This is a genomic window from Rhodococcus sp. JS3073, from assembly GCF_026810085.1.
Classification (GTDB): domain Bacteria; phylum Actinomycetota; class Actinomycetes; order Mycobacteriales; family Mycobacteriaceae; genus Rhodococcus_F; species Rhodococcus_F wratislaviensis.
This window is the reverse complement of the sequence record NZ_CP113951.1, coordinates 7,413,454-7,430,197: the sequence shown is the minus strand read 5'-3', so window position 1 is coordinate 7,430,197 and position 16,744 is coordinate 7,413,454. Positions and strand designations below refer to the sequence as shown.

The window sequence follows — 16,744 nt, the reverse complement described above, 5'->3', positions numbered from 1 at the left end:
ATTCCCGCCGAATCAGATCACCGCAAGCGCAGTGAACGACACCCGACTGGAACCGAACAAACTCGAACTGAACCGAATCCGATGCCGCACACATAGACACTCGCGTGCAATAGGCTACGCGCCCGTGGGCAAGCTGGGCAAACCCGGGCACGTTCCCACGCTCTACTCTGTTGCCCATGCCCGATCCTCGCCCCTCCGATTCCCCTCTCTCCCCCGAAGACGACCGTCACGGCACCGCCAACAGCGTGCTCGGAACGTCCGGGGTGAGCAGGGTCCGTGTCGATTCCGAGTCCAGCGAACGCGCGAGCCGCGCCTGGTGGGACGCCGATGCGGACGACTACCACCGCACCCACGGCGAGTTCCTCGGCGTGGACTCGTCCGAGGGCGAGTTCGTCTGGTGTCCGGAGGGACTCCACGAGGGCGATTACCACCTGCTCGGTGACGTGGCGGGCAAGGACGTCCTCGAGGTGGGCTGCGGTTCCGCGCCCTGTGCGCGATGGCTCGCCGGCCGGGGCGCCCGGGCGGTCGGGCTCGATCTGTCCATGTCGATGCTGACCCGCGGGGTCGAGGCCATGCGGGCGGGCGGCGCGACTGTGCCGCTCGTTCATGCGGGAGCCGAGCACCTCCCCTTCTCCGACGCGAGTTTCGACATCGCATGTTCGGCTTTTGGTGCAGTTCCGTTCGTGGCGGACTCACAGCGGGTGATGAGTGAGGTGGCCCGAGTTCTCCGCCCGGGCGGGCTGTGGGTGTTCGCCGTGAACCATCCGATCCGCTGGATCTTCCCGGACGATCCGGGCCCGCGCGGGCTCACCGCGTCGCTCCCCTACTTCGACCGCACGCCCTACGTGGAGGTCGACGGCGACGGCGTCCCCACCTACGTCGAGCACCACCGGACCATCGGCGACCGGGTTCGCGAGATCGTGGCGGCAGGCCTGGAGGTACGCGACATCATCGAGCCGGAGTGGCCCGAGTGGCTCGACCGCGAATGGGGGCAGTGGAGCCCACTGCGTGGACAGATCTTCCCCGGCACCGCCATCTTCAGCTGCCGCAAACCCGTGAGTACTTCTTAACCGCCCGCGGTTGAGAAGTACTCACGGGGCCGGAGGCCACTACAGCAGCTTCGACAGGAACAACTTGGTGCGGTCGTGCTGCGGATTGGCGAGCAGCTCGCGGGGGTTCCCCGATTCGACGACGACGCCGGCGTCCATGAACACGAGCTGGTCGGCCACCTCGCGTGCGAAGCCCATCTCGTGCGTGACGACGACCATCGTCATGCCGCCTGCCGCGAGATCCTTCATCACGGTCAGCACCTCCCCGACCAGCTCCGGGTCGAGCGCGGACGTCGGCTCGTCGAACAGCATCAGCTTGGGGTCCATCGCCAGCGCGCGGGCGATGGCGACGCGCTGCTGCTGCCCACCCGACAGTTGCGCCGGGTACGCGTCCGCCTTCTCGCTCAAGCCCACCTGCTCGAGGAGATCCCGTCCCCGCTCGAGCGCCTTCTTCTTGTTCAGCCTCTTCACCTGGATGGGCGCCTCGATGATGTTCTCGAGTGCCGTCCGGTGCGGGAAGAGGTTGAAGTGCTGGAAGACCATCCCGATGTCGCGGCGCTGCTTCGCGGCAGCCCTGGGATGGAGTTCGTAGAGCTTGCCGCCCCGCTCGGAGTACCCGACGATCTCGCCGTCGACGTACAGCCGCCCGGCATTGACCTGCTCGAGGTGGTTGATGCACCGCAGGAACGTCGACTTCCCCGAGCCCGAGGGCCCGACCAGGCACAGGACCTGGCCGGCGTCGATCTCCAGCGACACACCCTTGAGTACCTTCAGCGCCCCGAAGTTCTTGCAGACCCGGTCCGCCTTGACCATCGGCGTCATCGTCGTTCCCCTCCGGGTGTGTCGGGCAAGGTCTCCGGCCCGGGCTCGATCACGAGCGGCTTGCCCTGCGCGTCGGCGAGCGCCTGCAGTTGCCGCGGGGTGAGCTTGCGGGACGCACCCTTCGAGTAGTACCGCTCCAGGTAGAACTGGCCGATCATGAGCAGGCTGGTGATGGCGAGGTACCAGGTGGCGGCCACCATCAGCAGCGGGATGGGCTGGAAGTTCGCGCCCGAGATGTCTCTGGCACGTCCGTACAACTCCAGGCTGTACGGCACCGCGGTGACCAGCGACGTCGTCTTCAGCATGCTGATCAGCTCGTTGCCCGTGGGCGGGATGATCACCCGCATGGCCTGCGGCAGGACCGTGCGGCGCATGGTCTGCGACCACGTCATGCCGAGTGCCACCGACGCCTCGGTCTGCCCCTCGGCGACCGAGTTCACGCCGGCCCGGACGATCTCGGCCATGTACGCGGCCTCGTTGAGTCCCAGCCCGATCACCGCGAACAGGAACGCCGCGTTGATTCCCTGCAGGTCGATGTGCACGAACTGGTGGACGAACGGGATTCCCAGATCCAGCTGCTTGTAGATCGACGGGAACAGCCCCCAGAACACCAACTGCACGTAGACCGGGGTCCCGCGGAAGATCCACAGGTACCCCCACGACGCCGCCTTCAGCACCGGGTTCGGCGACAACCGCATGACGGCGAGGACGACACCCAGGATGATGGCGATCGCCATCGACAGGATCGTCAGCTGGATGGTGTTCCACGCCGCGGCCGAGATCCGTGCGTCGAACAGATAGCGGGCGTAGATGTCCCACCGGTACGCCTCGTTGGTGCGCGCACCGTTGACGAACAGCGCCAGCAGCAGACCGACGACGATCGCGGCGATCCAGCGGCCGGGCCGCCGCAGCGGGATCGCCTTGATCGGTTCCGGTTCCTGCCCCGTCTCGGTGCCGGACCGGTCCGGAGCCTTCTCCACGTCAGACACTCGTCAACCGCTCAGCTCGTGGCGCCGTTGATCTGGGACGTGGTGATGACGCCCGCCTCGACACCCCAGTTCTCCGCGATCGTCCGGTAGGTGCCGTCGTCGATGAGGTGCTGCAGCGCCTGCTGGAGGGTCTGCGCGAGCGGCGAACCCTTCGCGACGGGCCAGCCGTACGGCGCGGCGTCGAAGACCTCGCCCGCGGCCTCGATCTTGCCGTCGCTCTGCTTGATCGCGTACGCGGTGACGGGCGAGTCGGCGGACATCGCGTCGACCTTGCCGAGGGCGACGGCGTTGGCCGCGTCGTCCTGGCTGTCGAACTTCACGATCTCGATGGGCGGCTTACCGGCCGCGACGCACGCCGCGCTCTTGGCGGGCACCTCCTCGAGATCCTCGATGGTGGTGGTCTGCACGCCGACCCGCAGGCCGCACGCGTTGGTGGGATCGACGGACTTCCCGGCGGGCTGCGCCCACTGCACTCCGGCGCTGAAGTAGGTGGTGAAGTCGACCGACTGCTCGCGTTCCTTGGTGTCGGTGAACGACGACATACCCATGTCGTAGCTGCCGGCCTGGATCGACGGGATGATCTTGTCGAAGTCCGCCTCGGTGTACTCCGGTGTCACGCCGAGCACCTTGCCCACGGCGTCCACGAGGTCGACGTCGAAGCCGACGATCTTGCCGCTCGGATCCTTGAACTCGTTGGGCGAGTAGGGAATATTGACACCGACGATGATCTTGCCGGACGAGGCGATCTTCTCGGGCAGTGTCGCCGCGATGGCATCCACCTTGTCGACTTCCACGGCGACGGTCTCTTCTCCGGAGGGCGTACCACCGCCCTCGGTGTTGCTGGCGCAGCCGGCGAGCAGCAGAGCACTGCCACCCGCCAGTGCACAGATGGTGCGGGCCACTCGGCCTCGCGCGAAGACGGATCGACCAGACACTGGCATGTCCTCCAAGGAAATCGTGGTACACCGAGCGAGCTACGGCGACGGAGAACTCGCGAACTCCGAATAGTCGAACGGTAGGTTACGGCACCCGCATCTGCGGGCGTCGTTACCGAACATTAACGGCCTGTCCCGGCCCGTGGCGGCGGTTTCAGCGACGGAGTGTCCGGGCGAGGACCGTCTCGGTGAATTCACTGGTCGATGCGAGTCCACCCAGGTCAGCCGTGGCGACTCCGGATGCGATCGTCGCACGGACCGCGTCGCGGATCCGGTGGGCCGCGCCGCCGAGATGCCGGTCCGCGCGGCGGTCCCCGAGCCACTCGAGCATCATCGCGGCCGACAGCATCAGCGCCGTGGGATTGGCCCGGTTGTGGCCCGCGATGTCGGGGGCGGCTCCGTGCGCCGCCTGCGCCATCACCTTGGTCTCGGAACTGTTGATCGACGGGGCCGTGCCGAGCGAGCCGGACAACTCACCCGTCAGGTCCGACAGGATGTCGCCGAACATGTTCTCCGTCACCACGACGTCGAAGTCGCGTCCCCTGCGGACGAGGTGCGCGGTCATGGCGTCGACGTGCTCGTCGTCGATCCGCACGTCCGGGTAGTCGCGCTCCCCCACCTCCCTGCAGACGTCGCGGAACAGTCCGGTCGTCATCGACAGCACGTTGGCCTTGTGCACGATCGTGACGTGGCGGCCGCGCGTGCGCGCCAGCGCGAATGCGGTGTGCGCGATGCGCTCACACGCCTTCCTCGTCACGACGCCGACCGCCAGTGCCACGTCGGGAGTCGGCATGAACTCGCCGCTGCCTGCGAACATGTTCCGATCCGCGTACAACCCTTCGGTGTTCTCCCGGACGATCACCAGGTCCATGTCCGGGACCGTCGAGGCGACGCCCTCGAGCGAGCGGGCGGGGCGGATGTTCGCGAAGAGGTCGAATCTCTTGCGCACCACCCCGCCGGGGGTCAACCGGCCGCGGAACGGTTCCGGGTAGGCGGCGCTGTCGTGCGGGCCCAGGATCCACGCGTCGAGTTCGTCCAGCGCGGAGAGCGTGGAGTCGGGGATCGGCGTTCCGTGCGACTCGATGGCGCCCAGGCCGAGGGGCAGATCCACCCAGTCGACGTCGCCTCCCGCCGCGGTCACCGCGGCCGAGACCACCCGCTGGGTGGCCGGGACGATCTCGTGACCGATGCCGTCGCCGAGGAGCACCCCGATCCGGGTATCGGAAATGTTTGCCGTAGCACCGCTCATGAGGCCATCATTGCCTACCATGGTCCAGTCGGTGGAACTGCTGTTCGACGAAGCGACCGACGTTGCCGTGCGCGCGGAGTGGCAACGCCTGTGGGATGCCGGGATGCCCAGCCGCACTCGCGTTCGCGCCGAATCGAATCGGCCCCACATCACCCTGTTCGTGGCACGCCACATCCCACCCGAGATCGACGAATTGCTGGGCCGCCGGATCGCGACGCCCTCGTTCCACATCCGGCTGGGCGGGCTCGTGATGTTCGGCGGCAGGCATGTCACGCTGTCCCGGTTGGTGGTGCCGTCGAAGGCGCTGCTGTCCCTGCACCGCAGCGTGTTCGATCTCGCGGCGCACGCCACGGAGTTCACGCCGCACATCCGCCCGGGCGAGTGGACGCCGCACGTGACCCTCGCGCGGCGACTCCCGGCCGATCAGATCGCGGAGGCCGCGCGACTGCTCGACGGCGGCGACATCATCGGCCGGGCGTCGGTGGTGCGCCGGTGGGACGGGGACGCCAAACGCGAGTGGGTGGTCACGGCACCGCCGTGATCACGGTGCGTCCGCGGCGACCGTCTCGGCGGCCTTGCGCGAAGACCGTTGGGTGACGACGATTCCCGCGATCACCGCGAGCGCCCCGACGGGCTGGTTCCAGGAGATGTGCTCGTCGAGTGCGACCGCGCCGAGCACGACGCCGACCACCGGTGTCAGGTAGGTGACGGTGGAGGCCGCGGTGGGCCCCCAGCCGCGGACCACGTTCGTGTTCCACACGAACGCCAGCCCGGTGCCGAACGCCCCGAGCCCGATCATGGACGCGACGATCGCGGGGGTCAGGTGCATCGACGTGCTCGCGACCCACGGGGCGGCGAGGAGCATGGCGGCTGCCGCGATCGACACCTGCATGAACGCGATGGTGGGCGTGCCGACGCCTCGCGGAAGGATGAACCGCCTCAGGTAGACGAGTGCCACGCCGTACGACGCGGTGGCGCCGAGGCACGCGAGCTGGGCGGGGACGCTGCCGATGATCCCCGCCTGCCACGGCGCCAGCACCACGACCACCCCCGTGAATCCGAGCAGGAGGCCGAACAGCTTTGCGTCCGTGAGCTTCTCCCCCGGCAGGAACGCCAGGGCCACCGACATCGTCATGAGTGGTGTGGTCGCGTTGTAGATGCTGGCCAGGCCCGAACTGATGCTCTGCTCGGCCCAGCTGAACAGCAACCACGGCACCACGCACTGGGCGACCGCCAGTACCGACAGGTGCGCCCACGTCGCCGCTTCGCGCGGCAACCGTGTTCGGGTGAGTCCGAGGACGGCACCGAGGGTCACCGCCCCGAACACGAGTCGCCACAGCACGACCTGCGTGAAGGACAGGCCCTCGAGACCGACCTTGATGAAGAGGAAACTCGCGCCCCAGGCGAGCGCCGTGCCCGCGTACTGGAGCGCCAGGTTCCCTCTCAAAACCGGAAGTCCCCGTGCTGGATGACTTCGTTGTGCGTGTCGGGCGTGCGGCCGGCGAGCGCCAGCGCGTCGAGCGCCAGGAACACGAGGAGTACCACGACCAGGATTGTCATGTCTTCAGCCTGGTTCCATCGGCCCCTCAGAAAAAGTGGCAGAAACGACATTGTTGACCGTATTTCTGCCATACTGGGGTGGTGCTGAAAAAGGTCGTCGTACCGCTCATGCCGCTCACCGAAGCGTTCGAGCTCGGAGTCGCCTGCGAGGTGTTCGGTTTCGACCGGTCCGACGACGGACTCCCCACCTACGACTTCTCGCTCGTCGCCGGCTCACCGGAACCGATCCGCACCCGCTTCGGTTACGGCATCGACGTCCCGTACGACCTCGACCGGCTCGACGACGCCGACCTCATCGTCGTTCCCGCGGGCGGAACCTACGCCGAGGCGGACGGCACCTTCGTCTGCGCGAAGCTGCCCGACCCGTGCATGGATCCCCTGCTCGACAAACTCCGGGCCGCGGTGGACCGGGGCGCCAAGGTCGCCAGCCTCTGCAGCGGCGCCTTCGTGCTCGGTGCGGCCGGACTGCTGGACGGACGCACATGCACCACCCACTGGCGGCACGCCCAGCGGCTCGCCGACCTCCATCCGGCGGCCACCGTCGACCCGAACGTCCTGTACGTCGACGACGATCCCGTCCTGACCAGCGCGGGCACCGCCGCGGGTATCGACCTGTGCCTGCACATCGTGCGGAAGGAACAGGGCAGCCGGGTGGCCAACGGGATCGCGCGGCGGATGGTGGTCCCGCCGCACCGGGACGGCGGCCAGGCGCAGTACGTGGCGATGCCGCTGCCGTCGACGACGATCGATACGCTCGGGCCGCTGCTCGACTGGATGACCGAGCACCTCGCCCTCGACCTGTCGGTGACCGCGGTGGCGGCCAAGGCGAACATGTCGCCCCGCACGTTCGCGCGGCGGTTCCAGGCCGAGACCGGGACCACACCGGCCCGATGGCTCAGCGACCAGCGGGTGCTGGCCGCGCAGCACCTGCTCGAGAACTCGGACCTCTCGGTGGACGTGATCGCCGAACGGGTCGGCTTCGGTGGCGGCGCCGTCCTTCGGCAGCATTTCCTGCGGCTGCGTCACACCACCCCGCAGGCGTACCGCCGCACGTTCCGGGACACGGAGCGCACCGGCTGAGCAAGCCGCAGGGAAGAATCGGCGGCGACGCGGCGTTGCACACGCACAGCAGTAACCGAACGAAAGGACCCTCGTGGCCACCAAGACTCTGACTCAGCAGAACTTCGACGAGACCGTGACCGGCAACGACGTCGTTCTGGTCGACTTCTGGGCATCGTGGTGCGGACCGTGCCGCTCCTTCGCCCCCACCTTCGAGGCCTCGTCGGAGCAGCACCCCGACGTCGTACACGCCAAGGTCGACACCGAAGCGGAACAGGGCATCGCCGCCGCCGCGAACATCCGGTCGATCCCGACCATCATGGCGTTCCGCGAGGGTGTGCTGGTGTTCAGCCAGCCGGGTGCGCTGCCGCCCGCGGCGCTCGAGGATCTGGTCACGCAGGTCAAGGCCCTCGACATGGACGAGGTGCGCAAACAGATCGCCGAGCAGGCGCCGGCCGAATAGGGCGGAGGACCGCCGCCGCCTAGTGTGCGGCGGCGTCCCAACTGCGGCCGGTGCCGACGGACACGTCCAGCGGCACCGACAGCTCGATGGCCGAGGACATCTTGTCGCGGACCAGCTGTTCGACCTGTTCCCGTTCCGAATCGACGACCTCGAGCACGAGTTCGTCGTGGACCTGGAGCAGCATCCGCGACTTCAGACCCGCCTCGCGCAGTGAGCGCTGCACGTTGATCATCGCGACCTTGATGATGTCGGCGGCCGTGCCCTGGATGGGGGCGTTGAGCGCGGCGCGCTCGGCGACCTCGCGACGCTGACGGTTGTCGCTGGTGAGGTCGGGAAGGTAGCGGCGGCGCCCGTACAGCGTCGACGTGTAGCCGTCCTTGCGGGCCTGTTCCACGACCTCGTGCAGGTAGTCGCGTACCCCGCCGAACCGGGCGAAGTACGCCTCCATCTGCGATTTGGCCTCCTCGGTCGAGATCTTGAGCTGCGCAGCCAGACCGAACGCGCTCAGCCCGTACGCCAGCCCGTAGGACATCGCCTTCACGCGGCGGCGCAGCTCCGGCGTGACCTCCTCGATCGGCACGCCGAACGCGCGCGCCCCGACGAAGCTGTGCAGGTCTTCTCCGGTGTTGAACGCCTCGATCAGCCCCTCGTCTCCGGACACGTGGGCCATGATCCGCATCTCGATCTGGCTGTAGTCGGCCGTGAGCAGGGAGTCGTAGCCCTCGCCGACGACGAAACCGTCCCGGATCTGCCGGCCCGCATCCGTGCGCACCGGGATGTTCTGCAGGTTGGGCTCGGTGGACGACAGCCGGCCGGTGGCCGCGACGGTCTGGTTGAACGTCGTGTGAATGCGGCCGTCCTCGGCGACCGTCTTCAGCAGGCCGTCGACCGTCACCTTCAGCCGCGTCGCGTCGCGGTGCGCGAGCAGGTGCTCGAGGAACGGGTGCGACGTCTTCTCGAACAGGTTCTGCAACGCCTCGGCGTCCGTGGTGTACCCGGTCTTCGTCTTCTTCGTCTTGGGCATCTCCAGCTCGTCGAACAGCACGACCTGCAACTGCTTGGGTGACCCGAGGTTGATCTGCTTGCCGATGACCCCGTAGGCCGCCTCCGCCGCCTCGGACACCTCGGCCGCGAACCGGCTCTGCAGGTCGTGCAGGTGGGTGCCGTCGACGGCGATACCGGACGCCTCGATGACGGCCAGCACCTCCAGCAGCGGCAGCTCCATCTCCGACAGCAGAGCCGTCGATTCGATGTTGTCGAGTTCGGTGTCGAGCGCGGCCGCGAGGTCGAGGACGGCGCGGGCGCTGAGAATTTCGGTCTCGGCGGCTTCCGCGTCGACCTGGTCGGCGTCGTCGAGCAGCGACAGCTGCTCCTGGCCGGTCTCCTCCACCCGCAGCTCCCTGCGCAGGTACCGCAACGACAGGTCGTCGAGGTTGAAGGTCCGCTGGCCGGGGCGCACCAGGTAGGCCGCCAGCGCGGTGTCGCTGGTGAGACCACCGAGCACCCAGCCGCGTCCGCGCAGCGCGTGCATCGCCCACTTGGCCTCGTGCAGGGCCTTCGGCTGATCCGCGTCCGCGAGCCAGTCGCCGAGCGCCTTCTCGTCCTCCGGGGTGGCGGAAGCGGTGGCGATATAGGCGCCCTCGCCGTCGGCGGTCGCGAGGGCGATCGCCGTCACGTCACCGCCGTACGGGGTGCGGGTGCCGACCACCGAAACACCGGAACGCTCGCCCGTCGACGCGTGCGCCGCCAGCCAGTCCGCGACCGCACCGGGATCGAGCGCGCCCCCGCGCACCTCGAAGCCCTCCTCTGCCTCCGCTTCGACCGGGGCCAATGTGGCGAACAGCCGGTCGCGCAGCACCTTGAACTCGAGGTCGTCGAACAGCGCGTGGATCTTCTCCCGATCCCACTGCGCGAGCATCAGCTGGTCCGGGGTGTACGGCAGCGGGACGTCGCGCACCATCTCGGTCAGTTCCCGGTTGAGCAGGACGTTCGGCAGGTTCTCCCGCAGCGCGTCACCGACCTTGCCGCGGACCTTGTCGACGTTGTCGACCAGGCCGACGAGATCGCCGTACTCCTTGATCCACTTGGTGGCGGTCTTCTCCCCCACCCCCGGGATGCCCGGCAGGTTGTCGCTCGGGTCGCCGCGCAGCGCCGCGAAGTCGGGGTACTGCGCAGGTGTGAGCCCGTACTTCTCCTCGACGGCCGCCGGCGTGAACCGGGTGAGGTCCGAGACGCCCTTCTTCGGGTAGAGCACCGTCACCCCGTCGGTGACCAGTTGGAGCGAGTCCCGGTCGCCGGTCACCACGAGGACGCGGTAGCCGAGCGCCTCGGCCTGGGTGGTGAGCGTGGCGATGATGTCGTCGGCCTCGAAGCCTTCCTCGGCCATCACCGGGATACCGAGCGCTCCGAGGACGTCCTTGGTGATCTCGACCTGACCCTTGAACTCGTCCGGAGCCTTGCTGCGATTGGCCTTGTACTCGGGGAACTTCTCCGCCCGGAACGTCTGCCTGGACACGTCGAACGCCGCCGCCACGTGGCTGGGCTGTTCGTCGCGCAGCAGGTTGATCAACATCGACGTGAACCCGTAGACGGCGTTGGTGACCTGACCGCTGTGTGTCTTGAAGTTCTCGGCGGGCAGGGCGTAGAACGCACGAAAGGCCAGCGAGTGGCCATCGAGCAGCATCAGGGTGGGGCGATCGTCGGACGACGCTGCTGCGCCGGACGTCGGGGACGTGGTGGACCGGGGGGTGGTTGCAGGGCTCACGGTTGCCCAGTCTAGGGAGCGGATCCGACACCGATCAGCCGGATGGTTCGATACCCAACCGAAACGTGCCGGAAATCCGAGAACCCCATTTCGCGCGACCGGAGCCGTTAGAGTCCGGAAATTGCGGCACGGGCGGTAGTCGGGTCCGTCGCCGCATGTTCCTGACCGATCTACACGTCCCCGGAGGACCTGCGTGGCCCCAACCGTGAGGAAGCGACTCCCAGCAGTGAGTACGCGACCGAAATCCGCGAGGAAACGCACGAGGCGAGGGTCGGTCACCCGGCAACTCGGCCGTGCGTTCGTCCTCGTCCTGCTCGGCCTCGTCGCGGCGATCGCTTTCGGCGGTCCCGCGGCGGCGCAGGAACCCACCCCGCCGCCCCCACCGCCCGCGACGAGCGCACAACCGGCGCCCCCGGAGAACGCGGTGCGGGTCAGCGGCAATCTGAACAACGCAGGCGAACGGCTCGCGGACGTCGAGGTACGCGCACTCGATTCGTCGGGCAACGAGGTGGCGAAGGCGACGTCGGAGGCGAACGGCCGCTGGGAACTCCAGGTCGCGCCCGGCACGTACACATTCGAGATCGTGGCGGACTCGCTTCCCGACGACGTCAGCGTGCAGGCCACGGTGCAGCGGGAAGTGGTGGCCGGTCGCACCAACACGGTGATCTTCTCGTTCGGCGAGGCCCGCACCGGTTCCGCGGTCCCGTTCTACGAGAAGCTGATTCGCCAGACCATCGACGGACTCCGGTTCGGTCTCGTCATCGCCATCGCCGGTGTCGGGCTGAGCCTGATCTACGGCACCACCGGCCTGACGAACTTCGCGCACGGCGAACTCGTCACCCTCGGCGCGGTCGCGGCGTGGGTGATCAACGTGACGTTCGGCGTGCAGCTCATCCCGGCCACGATCCTCGCGGTCTTCGTGGGAATCCTGATCGGACTGCTGAACAACGCCGGGATCTGGAAACCGCTGCGAAAACGCAAGACCGGCCTGATCGCGCAGCTGGTGGTGTCGATCGGGCTCGCGATCTCCCTGCGCTACCTGATCCTGATCTTCTTCTCCGATCGCGCGGAGCCGTTCGTCGACTACCAGGCCCAGGTGGAGAGGCACTGGGGTCCGATCGCGATCACCGACGCCAACCTCGTGAGCATCGCCATCAGTCTCGTCGTTCTCGTCGGAGTGGCCCTGCTACTGCAGAAGACGCGCATCGGCAAGGCCATGCGCGCGGTGTCCGACAACCGCGACCTGGCCGCGTCGTCCGGCATCGACGTCGAACGGGTGATCCGCTTCGTGTGGGGTCTCGGCGGCGGTCTCGCCGCGCTCGGCGGCGTCCTGTTCGGCATCTCCGAACTCGGCGGCCGTGTGCAGTGGGAGATGGGCTTCAAGCTCCTGCTGCTGATGTTCGCCGGCATCACGCTCGGCGGACTCGGCACCGCGTACGGCGCCCTGCTCGGCTGCGTGATCGTCGGTCTGCTCGTCCAGCTGTCGACGCTGGTGATCAACCCCGACCTCAAGTACATCGGAGGACTGCTCATCTTGATCGTCATCCTGGTCGTTCGGCCTCAGGGCATTCTCGGCAGCCGGCAAAGGATCGGGTGAGGCATGGACATCACAGGAGCACTCCAGGTCTCGCTCGCCCAGCTGATCGGCCCGTCCGCGATCTTCTACGCGCTACTGGCGATCGGCCTCAACCTGCACTTCGGCTATGCCGGACTGCTGAACTTCGGTCAGATCGGCTTCGCACTCCTCGGCGGCTACGGCGTCGGGATCATGACCGTCACCTACCAGCAGCCGCTGTGGGTCGGCATCCTCGTCGGTCTGGCCGCGGCCGGACTGCTGGCCGTCGTCCTCGGTATCCCGACGCTGCGGTTGCGGGCCGACTACCTCGCCATCGTCACGATCGCCGCGTCGGAGATCCTGCGGCTGATATTCCGCTCCACCGCTTCGGATTCCATCACCGGATCCACCAACGGCCTGTTCGGCTTCGCCGACCCGTTCACCACGCTCAGCCCGTTCGACTCGGGCAAGCAGTACAACATCCTCGGCGTGAAGTTCTACGGCGACGACCTCTGGTCGATGGTCGTCGGATGGACTCTCGTCCTGGTGCTGTGCGGGTTCGTGTACCTCCTGACGCACAGTCCGTGGGGCCGCGTCCTCAAGGCCGTCCGGGAGGACGAGGACGCAGCACGCGCACTCGGCAAGAACGTCTTCGTCTACAAGATGCAAGCGCTGGTCCTCGGCGGCATGATCGGCGGGCTCGGCGGCGTGTTCAACGCGTTGCAGACCAAGTCGATCAACCCCGACTTCTACTCCACCGCGCAGACATTCTTCGCGTTCGGCGCCCTCATCCTCGGCGGCGCGGCCACAGTCTTCGGACCGGTGGTCGGCGCGATGCTGTTCTGGTTCCTGCTGGCCATCCCCGACGCCTTGTTGCGGCAGGCCATCTCCGGGCCGGAGCCGCTGCTGCCGCTGACCGAACAGCAGGTCGGGGCCATGCGGTTCGTCCTGCTCGGCATCATGATCGCGGTGCTGATGGTCTTCCGGCCGCAGGGCATACTGGGCAACAAGCGGGAGGTGCAGCTCAATGCCTGACCACAGACTGCCGGATCATCTGCAGACCGACACCGTGCTCACCGCCGAGGAACGGGCCTCGATCTTCACGGGCGTCCCGCACTCCCCCGGCGCACCGAAACCCGACCCGATCATGGTGGTCGACAACGTGTCCCGGACGTTCGGCGGGCTCAAGGCCGTCGACGTGGCGCATCTGGAGATCCAGCGCGGCTGCATCACCGGACTGATCGGTCCGAACGGTGCAGGCAAGACCACCCTGTTCAACCTGCTCACCGGATTCGACCGGCCGGACAGCGGCACATGGTCGATGGATGGCCAGTCCCTCGGCCGGATGTATCCGCACCAGGTGGCCCGCCGCGGCGTCGTCCGCACGTTCCAGCTCACCAAGGCGCTGTCGAAGCTGACGGTGCTCGACAACGTGCGGCTCGGCGCCACCGGGCAACGCGGCGAGCGGATCTTCAACACGCTTCTGCCGTGGACGTGGAAGGCGCAGGAACGGGCCGTCACCGAACGAGCCAACGAACTGCTCGCGCGGTTCAAACTCGACACCAAGTCCGACGATCTCGCCGGCTCGCTGTCCGGCGGACAGCGCAAGCTGCTCGAGATGGCGCGGGCGCTGATGACCGAGCCGACCGTGGTGATGCTCGACGAGCCGATGGCCGGTGTGAACCCGGCGCTCACCCAGAGCCTGCTCGGGCACATCAAATCGCTGCGGGACGAGGGCATGACCGTCGTGTTCGTCGAACACGACATGGACGTCATCCGCGACATCAGTGACTGGGTGGTGGTGATGGCGCAGGGCAGTGTGATCGCCGAATCCACACCGGAACACCTCTCGTCCAACAACGCGGTGGTCGACGCCTATCTGGGCAGCCACCACGATCAGGCACTCGAGTTCGACGACGAGGGGAATCCGGTGGGCGCGACGGCCGTTCTGGCCGAGGCGCTCGAGAACGCCGAGGCCGAAACCCTCGAGACCGGCGGCGACCTCTCCGAACCCGACATCACCGAGCTGAGGCGTGAGAACCCATGACCGAACTGACCCCAGCGGAATTCGCGGCCACACCCGAGGAACATGCCCGGCTCGCCGAGGGTGCCCTCGTCCGCGCGGACGGCGTGGTGGCCGGCTACATCCCCGGCGTCAACATCCTCCGCGAATGCAATTTCTTCCTGCGCGAGGGTGAGATCGTCGGCATCATCGGCCCCAACGGCGCCGGGAAGTCCACGCTCCTGAAGTCGCTGTTCGGGCTGATACCGGTGCGTGAGGGATCGGTGACCCTGCGCGGTGAGGACATCACGTCCAAACCCGCCCACGTTCTCGTGCAGAAGGGTGTCGGCTACGTCCCGCAGACGCAGAACGTCTTTCCGTCGCTCACCATCGAGGAGAACCTCGAGATGGGGATGTATCTGCGGCCCAAGCTCTTCGCGGAGAGATTCGCGTTCGTCGGCGATCTCTTCCCGCTGCTCGTCGAGCGGAAGAAGGTGAAGGCGGGCGCCCTGTCCGGCGGTGAACGGCAGATGGTCGCCATGGGGCGGGCACTGATGATGGATCCGTCCGTGCTGCTGCTCGACGAGCCGTCCGCCGGACTGTCCCCGATGTTCCAGGACGAGGTGTTCATCCGCTGCAAGCGGATCAACGCGGCGGGCGTCTCGGTGATCATGGTCGAGCAGAACGCTCGCCGGTGCCTGCAGATCTGCGATCGCGGCTACGTCCTGGACCAGGGCCGCAACGCCTACACCGACTCCGGACCCAACCTGATGCACGACCCGAAGGTGATCGAGCTGTACCTCGGGACCCTCGCGGGAAGCCAGGAGAAGAAGTAGGCCCGGCGGTTCCGGACACGACTGTGGGCCAGGTTTCCCTGGCCCACAGTCCGTTTCAGGTGAGTGCGATCACCCGCCGACGACGATGTACCCGTCCGTCGTCAGCTTGTTGTCGGCACCGAACTTCAGCTTGCCGTACGAACCGATCGACGGCTCGCCCGCAGCGGCGAAGTCGAGCTTGCCGGTGATGCCGTTGTAGTCGACGTCCGTGCCGGCCTGCACGAGCGGCAGGCACTCCTGGTACGACGTGCACGGTGTTCCGCCCTCGGTGACGGCGTTGATGTTCGCGGCGATGTCGCGACCGGCCGTCGACTTCGCGGCTTCCGCGGCGAGCGCGGAAACGACTACGGCGTCGTAGGACTCACCGGCGTAGTTGAAGTCGATCAGCCCCGGGTTGATGCCCTTGAGACGATCCTGGAAGGCCGGACCGACGTCCGTGAGGGGCGTGGTGCCCTGCATGCCGTCGAGCAGCGGTGCGGCCACCGACTCGCCGAGCGCGTTACCCATGTTGCCGTCGACGCCGTATACCTTCATGCCGTCGGACGGGCCGATGCCGACCTCGTGCATACGGGTGATGATCTTCGCCGACTCCTCGAATCCGACCACCGCGACGGCGTCGGGGGCGAAGTCCTTGACCTGGTCCACCTCGGAGTTGAAGGACTGCGCGTTGGGGTCGTAGATGATCTTCTGGATCTGATCCTCGGGGATGCCCGCGTCGACGAGGTTCTTCTGGATGTTGTCGGCGAGCCCGGTTCCGTACGGGTCGTTGAGGGCCAGGATGGACACGCGCTGGCCGCCGTCGTCCGAGATGAGTTGCGACACAGCCTGAGCCTGCAACACGTCGGTGGGGGCGGTGCGGAAGTACTGGCCCTTGTCCGGGTAGCAGACGAACTGGTCGGACGTGTTGGCCGGGGAGAACATCACGACGCCGGCGCTGGACACCTTGTCGATGACCTTCAGCGACACCGAGGACGACGCCGCGCCGATGATCACCTGGGTGCCCGCGGCCAGTTCCCGGTCCACGGTGGTGTTCGCCGTGTCGGTGGTGGTGTCGCCCGAGTCGCCGGGGATCAGTTGAACGGGCTGGCCGAGAACTCCACCGGCCGCATTGACGTCGTTGACACCGAGCTGGGTGCCCGCCACCATCGGCGGTCCGAGGAAGGAGAGGCTTCCCGTGTCGGGGAGCAGGGTTCCGATCTTCAGCGGCGCAGTGGACGGGGCACCCGCTGCCGCCGCCTCTTCGGGCGTGCAGTCGGTGGAAACCGTGGTGGCCGAGGCAGAGCTGTCACTCCCACTCGCGGAGTCGTCGCCACTGTCCGAACTACAACCTGCCAGTGCGAGTGATGCCGCGCCGAGAACCGCGGCCGCCCGCACGAGGGTCCGTTTAGCCATCCAAACTCTCCTTAGATCACCTGAGTGCGGGCGCCACCCGAGTTGGCGTCCGCTGTCGGATCAGACGCT

Annotated in this window: 15 protein-coding genes; 8 read left to right on the top strand and 7 right to left on the bottom strand. The window is 67.5% G+C overall.

What is annotated here, in order from left to right; all coding sequences use genetic code 11:
* Window positions 1–176: 176 nt before the first annotated feature.
* Window positions 177–1,070, top strand: a complete 894-nt coding sequence (locus OYT95_RS33950; protein WP_037237397.1) for a class I SAM-dependent methyltransferase — start codon at window positions 177–179, stop codon at window positions 1,068–1,070.
* Between the two features lie 39 nt (window positions 1,071–1,109).
* Here OYT95_RS33950 and OYT95_RS33945 read toward each other — a convergent pair whose 3' ends face one another.
* From OYT95_RS33945 to OYT95_RS33930, 4 genes are all read right to left on the bottom strand, one after another.
* A complete protein-coding gene (locus tag OYT95_RS33945; RefSeq protein ID WP_037237400.1) occupies window positions 1,110–1,871 on the bottom strand; it encodes an amino acid ABC transporter ATP-binding protein in 762 nt (253 codons plus the stop codon).
* Window positions 1,868–2,851: an amino acid ABC transporter permease gene (locus OYT95_RS33940; protein ID WP_037237404.1), complete on the bottom strand. Its 984-nt coding sequence runs from the start codon at window positions 2,849–2,851 to the stop codon at window positions 1,868–1,870. Before OYT95_RS33940 ends, OYT95_RS33945 begins: the two co-directional genes overlap by 4 nt.
* A gap of 20 nt (window positions 2,852–2,871) precedes the next feature.
* Window positions 2,872–3,801 (bottom strand): ABC transporter substrate-binding protein, encoded by a 930-nt coding sequence (locus tag OYT95_RS33935; RefSeq protein ID WP_052033462.1) that lies wholly within the window; start codon window positions 3,799–3,801, stop codon window positions 2,872–2,874.
* 148 nt (window positions 3,802–3,949) lie between these two features.
* Complete coding sequence (locus OYT95_RS33930; RefSeq protein WP_037237410.1) at window positions 3,950–5,044, bottom strand: isocitrate/isopropylmalate dehydrogenase family protein; 1,095 nt, start codon at window positions 5,042–5,044, stop codon at window positions 3,950–3,952.
* Between the two features lie 19 nt (window positions 5,045–5,063).
* Here OYT95_RS33930 and OYT95_RS33925 point away from each other — a divergent pair, with 19 nt between their 5' ends.
* Window positions 5,064–5,585, top strand: coding sequence for a 2'-5' RNA ligase family protein (locus OYT95_RS33925; RefSeq protein ID WP_037237412.1), 522 nt, complete (start codon window positions 5,064–5,066; stop codon window positions 5,583–5,585).
* On the opposite strand, the gene OYT95_RS33920 is transcribed toward OYT95_RS33925, so the two are convergent.
* On the bottom strand, window positions 5,586–6,491 hold the full coding sequence (locus tag OYT95_RS33920) for a DMT family transporter (protein ID WP_037237414.1): 906 nt from the start codon (window positions 6,489–6,491) through the stop codon (window positions 5,586–5,588). It lies immediately after the preceding gene.
* A gap of 194 nt (window positions 6,492–6,685) precedes the next feature.
* On the opposite strand from OYT95_RS33920, the gene OYT95_RS33915 reads away from it, so the two are divergent.
* Together OYT95_RS33915 and trxA are read left to right on the top strand one after the other, a co-directional pair.
* Window positions 6,686–7,684, top strand: a complete 999-nt coding sequence (locus tag OYT95_RS33915; RefSeq protein WP_037237510.1) for a helix-turn-helix domain-containing protein — start codon at window positions 6,686–6,688, stop codon at window positions 7,682–7,684.
* A 73-nt stretch (window positions 7,685–7,757) separates the two neighbouring features.
* A complete protein-coding gene (gene trxA / locus OYT95_RS33910; protein ID WP_005247443.1) occupies window positions 7,758–8,126 on the top strand; it encodes a thioredoxin in 369 nt (122 codons plus the stop codon).
* A gap of 19 nt (window positions 8,127–8,145) precedes the next feature.
* On the opposite strand, the gene polA is transcribed toward trxA, so the two are convergent.
* Window positions 8,146–10,890 carry a DNA polymerase I gene (polA, locus tag OYT95_RS33905; protein ID WP_037237416.1) on the bottom strand — a complete coding sequence of 915 codons (2,745 nt, stop codon included), beginning with the start codon at window positions 10,888–10,890 and terminating at the stop codon, window positions 8,146–8,148.
* Window positions 10,891–11,116: 226 nt separating this feature from the next.
* Here polA and OYT95_RS33900 point away from each other — a divergent pair, with 226 nt between their 5' ends.
* From OYT95_RS33900 to OYT95_RS33885, 4 genes are read left to right on the top strand one after another with little or no spacing between them, the layout of a single operon-like run.
* On the top strand, window positions 11,117–12,487 hold the full coding sequence (locus tag OYT95_RS33900; protein WP_037237418.1) for a branched-chain amino acid ABC transporter permease: 1,371 nt from the start codon (window positions 11,117–11,119) through the stop codon (window positions 12,485–12,487).
* Between the two features lie 3 nt (window positions 12,488–12,490).
* Window positions 12,491–13,480 (top strand): branched-chain amino acid ABC transporter permease, encoded by a 990-nt coding sequence (locus OYT95_RS33895; RefSeq protein WP_037237420.1) that lies wholly within the window; start codon window positions 12,491–12,493, stop codon window positions 13,478–13,480.
* Window positions 13,473–14,492: an ABC transporter ATP-binding protein gene (locus OYT95_RS33890; RefSeq protein ID WP_037237424.1), complete on the top strand. Its 1,020-nt coding sequence runs from the start codon at window positions 13,473–13,475 to the stop codon at window positions 14,490–14,492. Before OYT95_RS33895 ends, OYT95_RS33890 begins: the two co-directional genes overlap by 8 nt.
* Window positions 14,489–15,283 carry an ABC transporter ATP-binding protein gene (locus OYT95_RS33885; protein ID WP_037237427.1) on the top strand — a complete coding sequence of 265 codons (795 nt, stop codon included), beginning with the start codon at window positions 14,489–14,491 and terminating at the stop codon, window positions 15,281–15,283. The genes OYT95_RS33890 and OYT95_RS33885 overlap by 4 nt, the downstream gene beginning before the upstream one ends.
* Window positions 15,284–15,352: 69 nt before the next feature.
* Here the strand turns inward: OYT95_RS33885 and OYT95_RS33880 are convergent, their stop codons facing one another.
* Window positions 15,353–16,675, bottom strand: a complete 1,323-nt coding sequence (locus OYT95_RS33880) for an ABC transporter substrate-binding protein (protein WP_037237430.1) — start codon at window positions 16,673–16,675, stop codon at window positions 15,353–15,355.
* Between the last annotated feature and the right edge of the window lie 69 nt (window positions 16,676–16,744).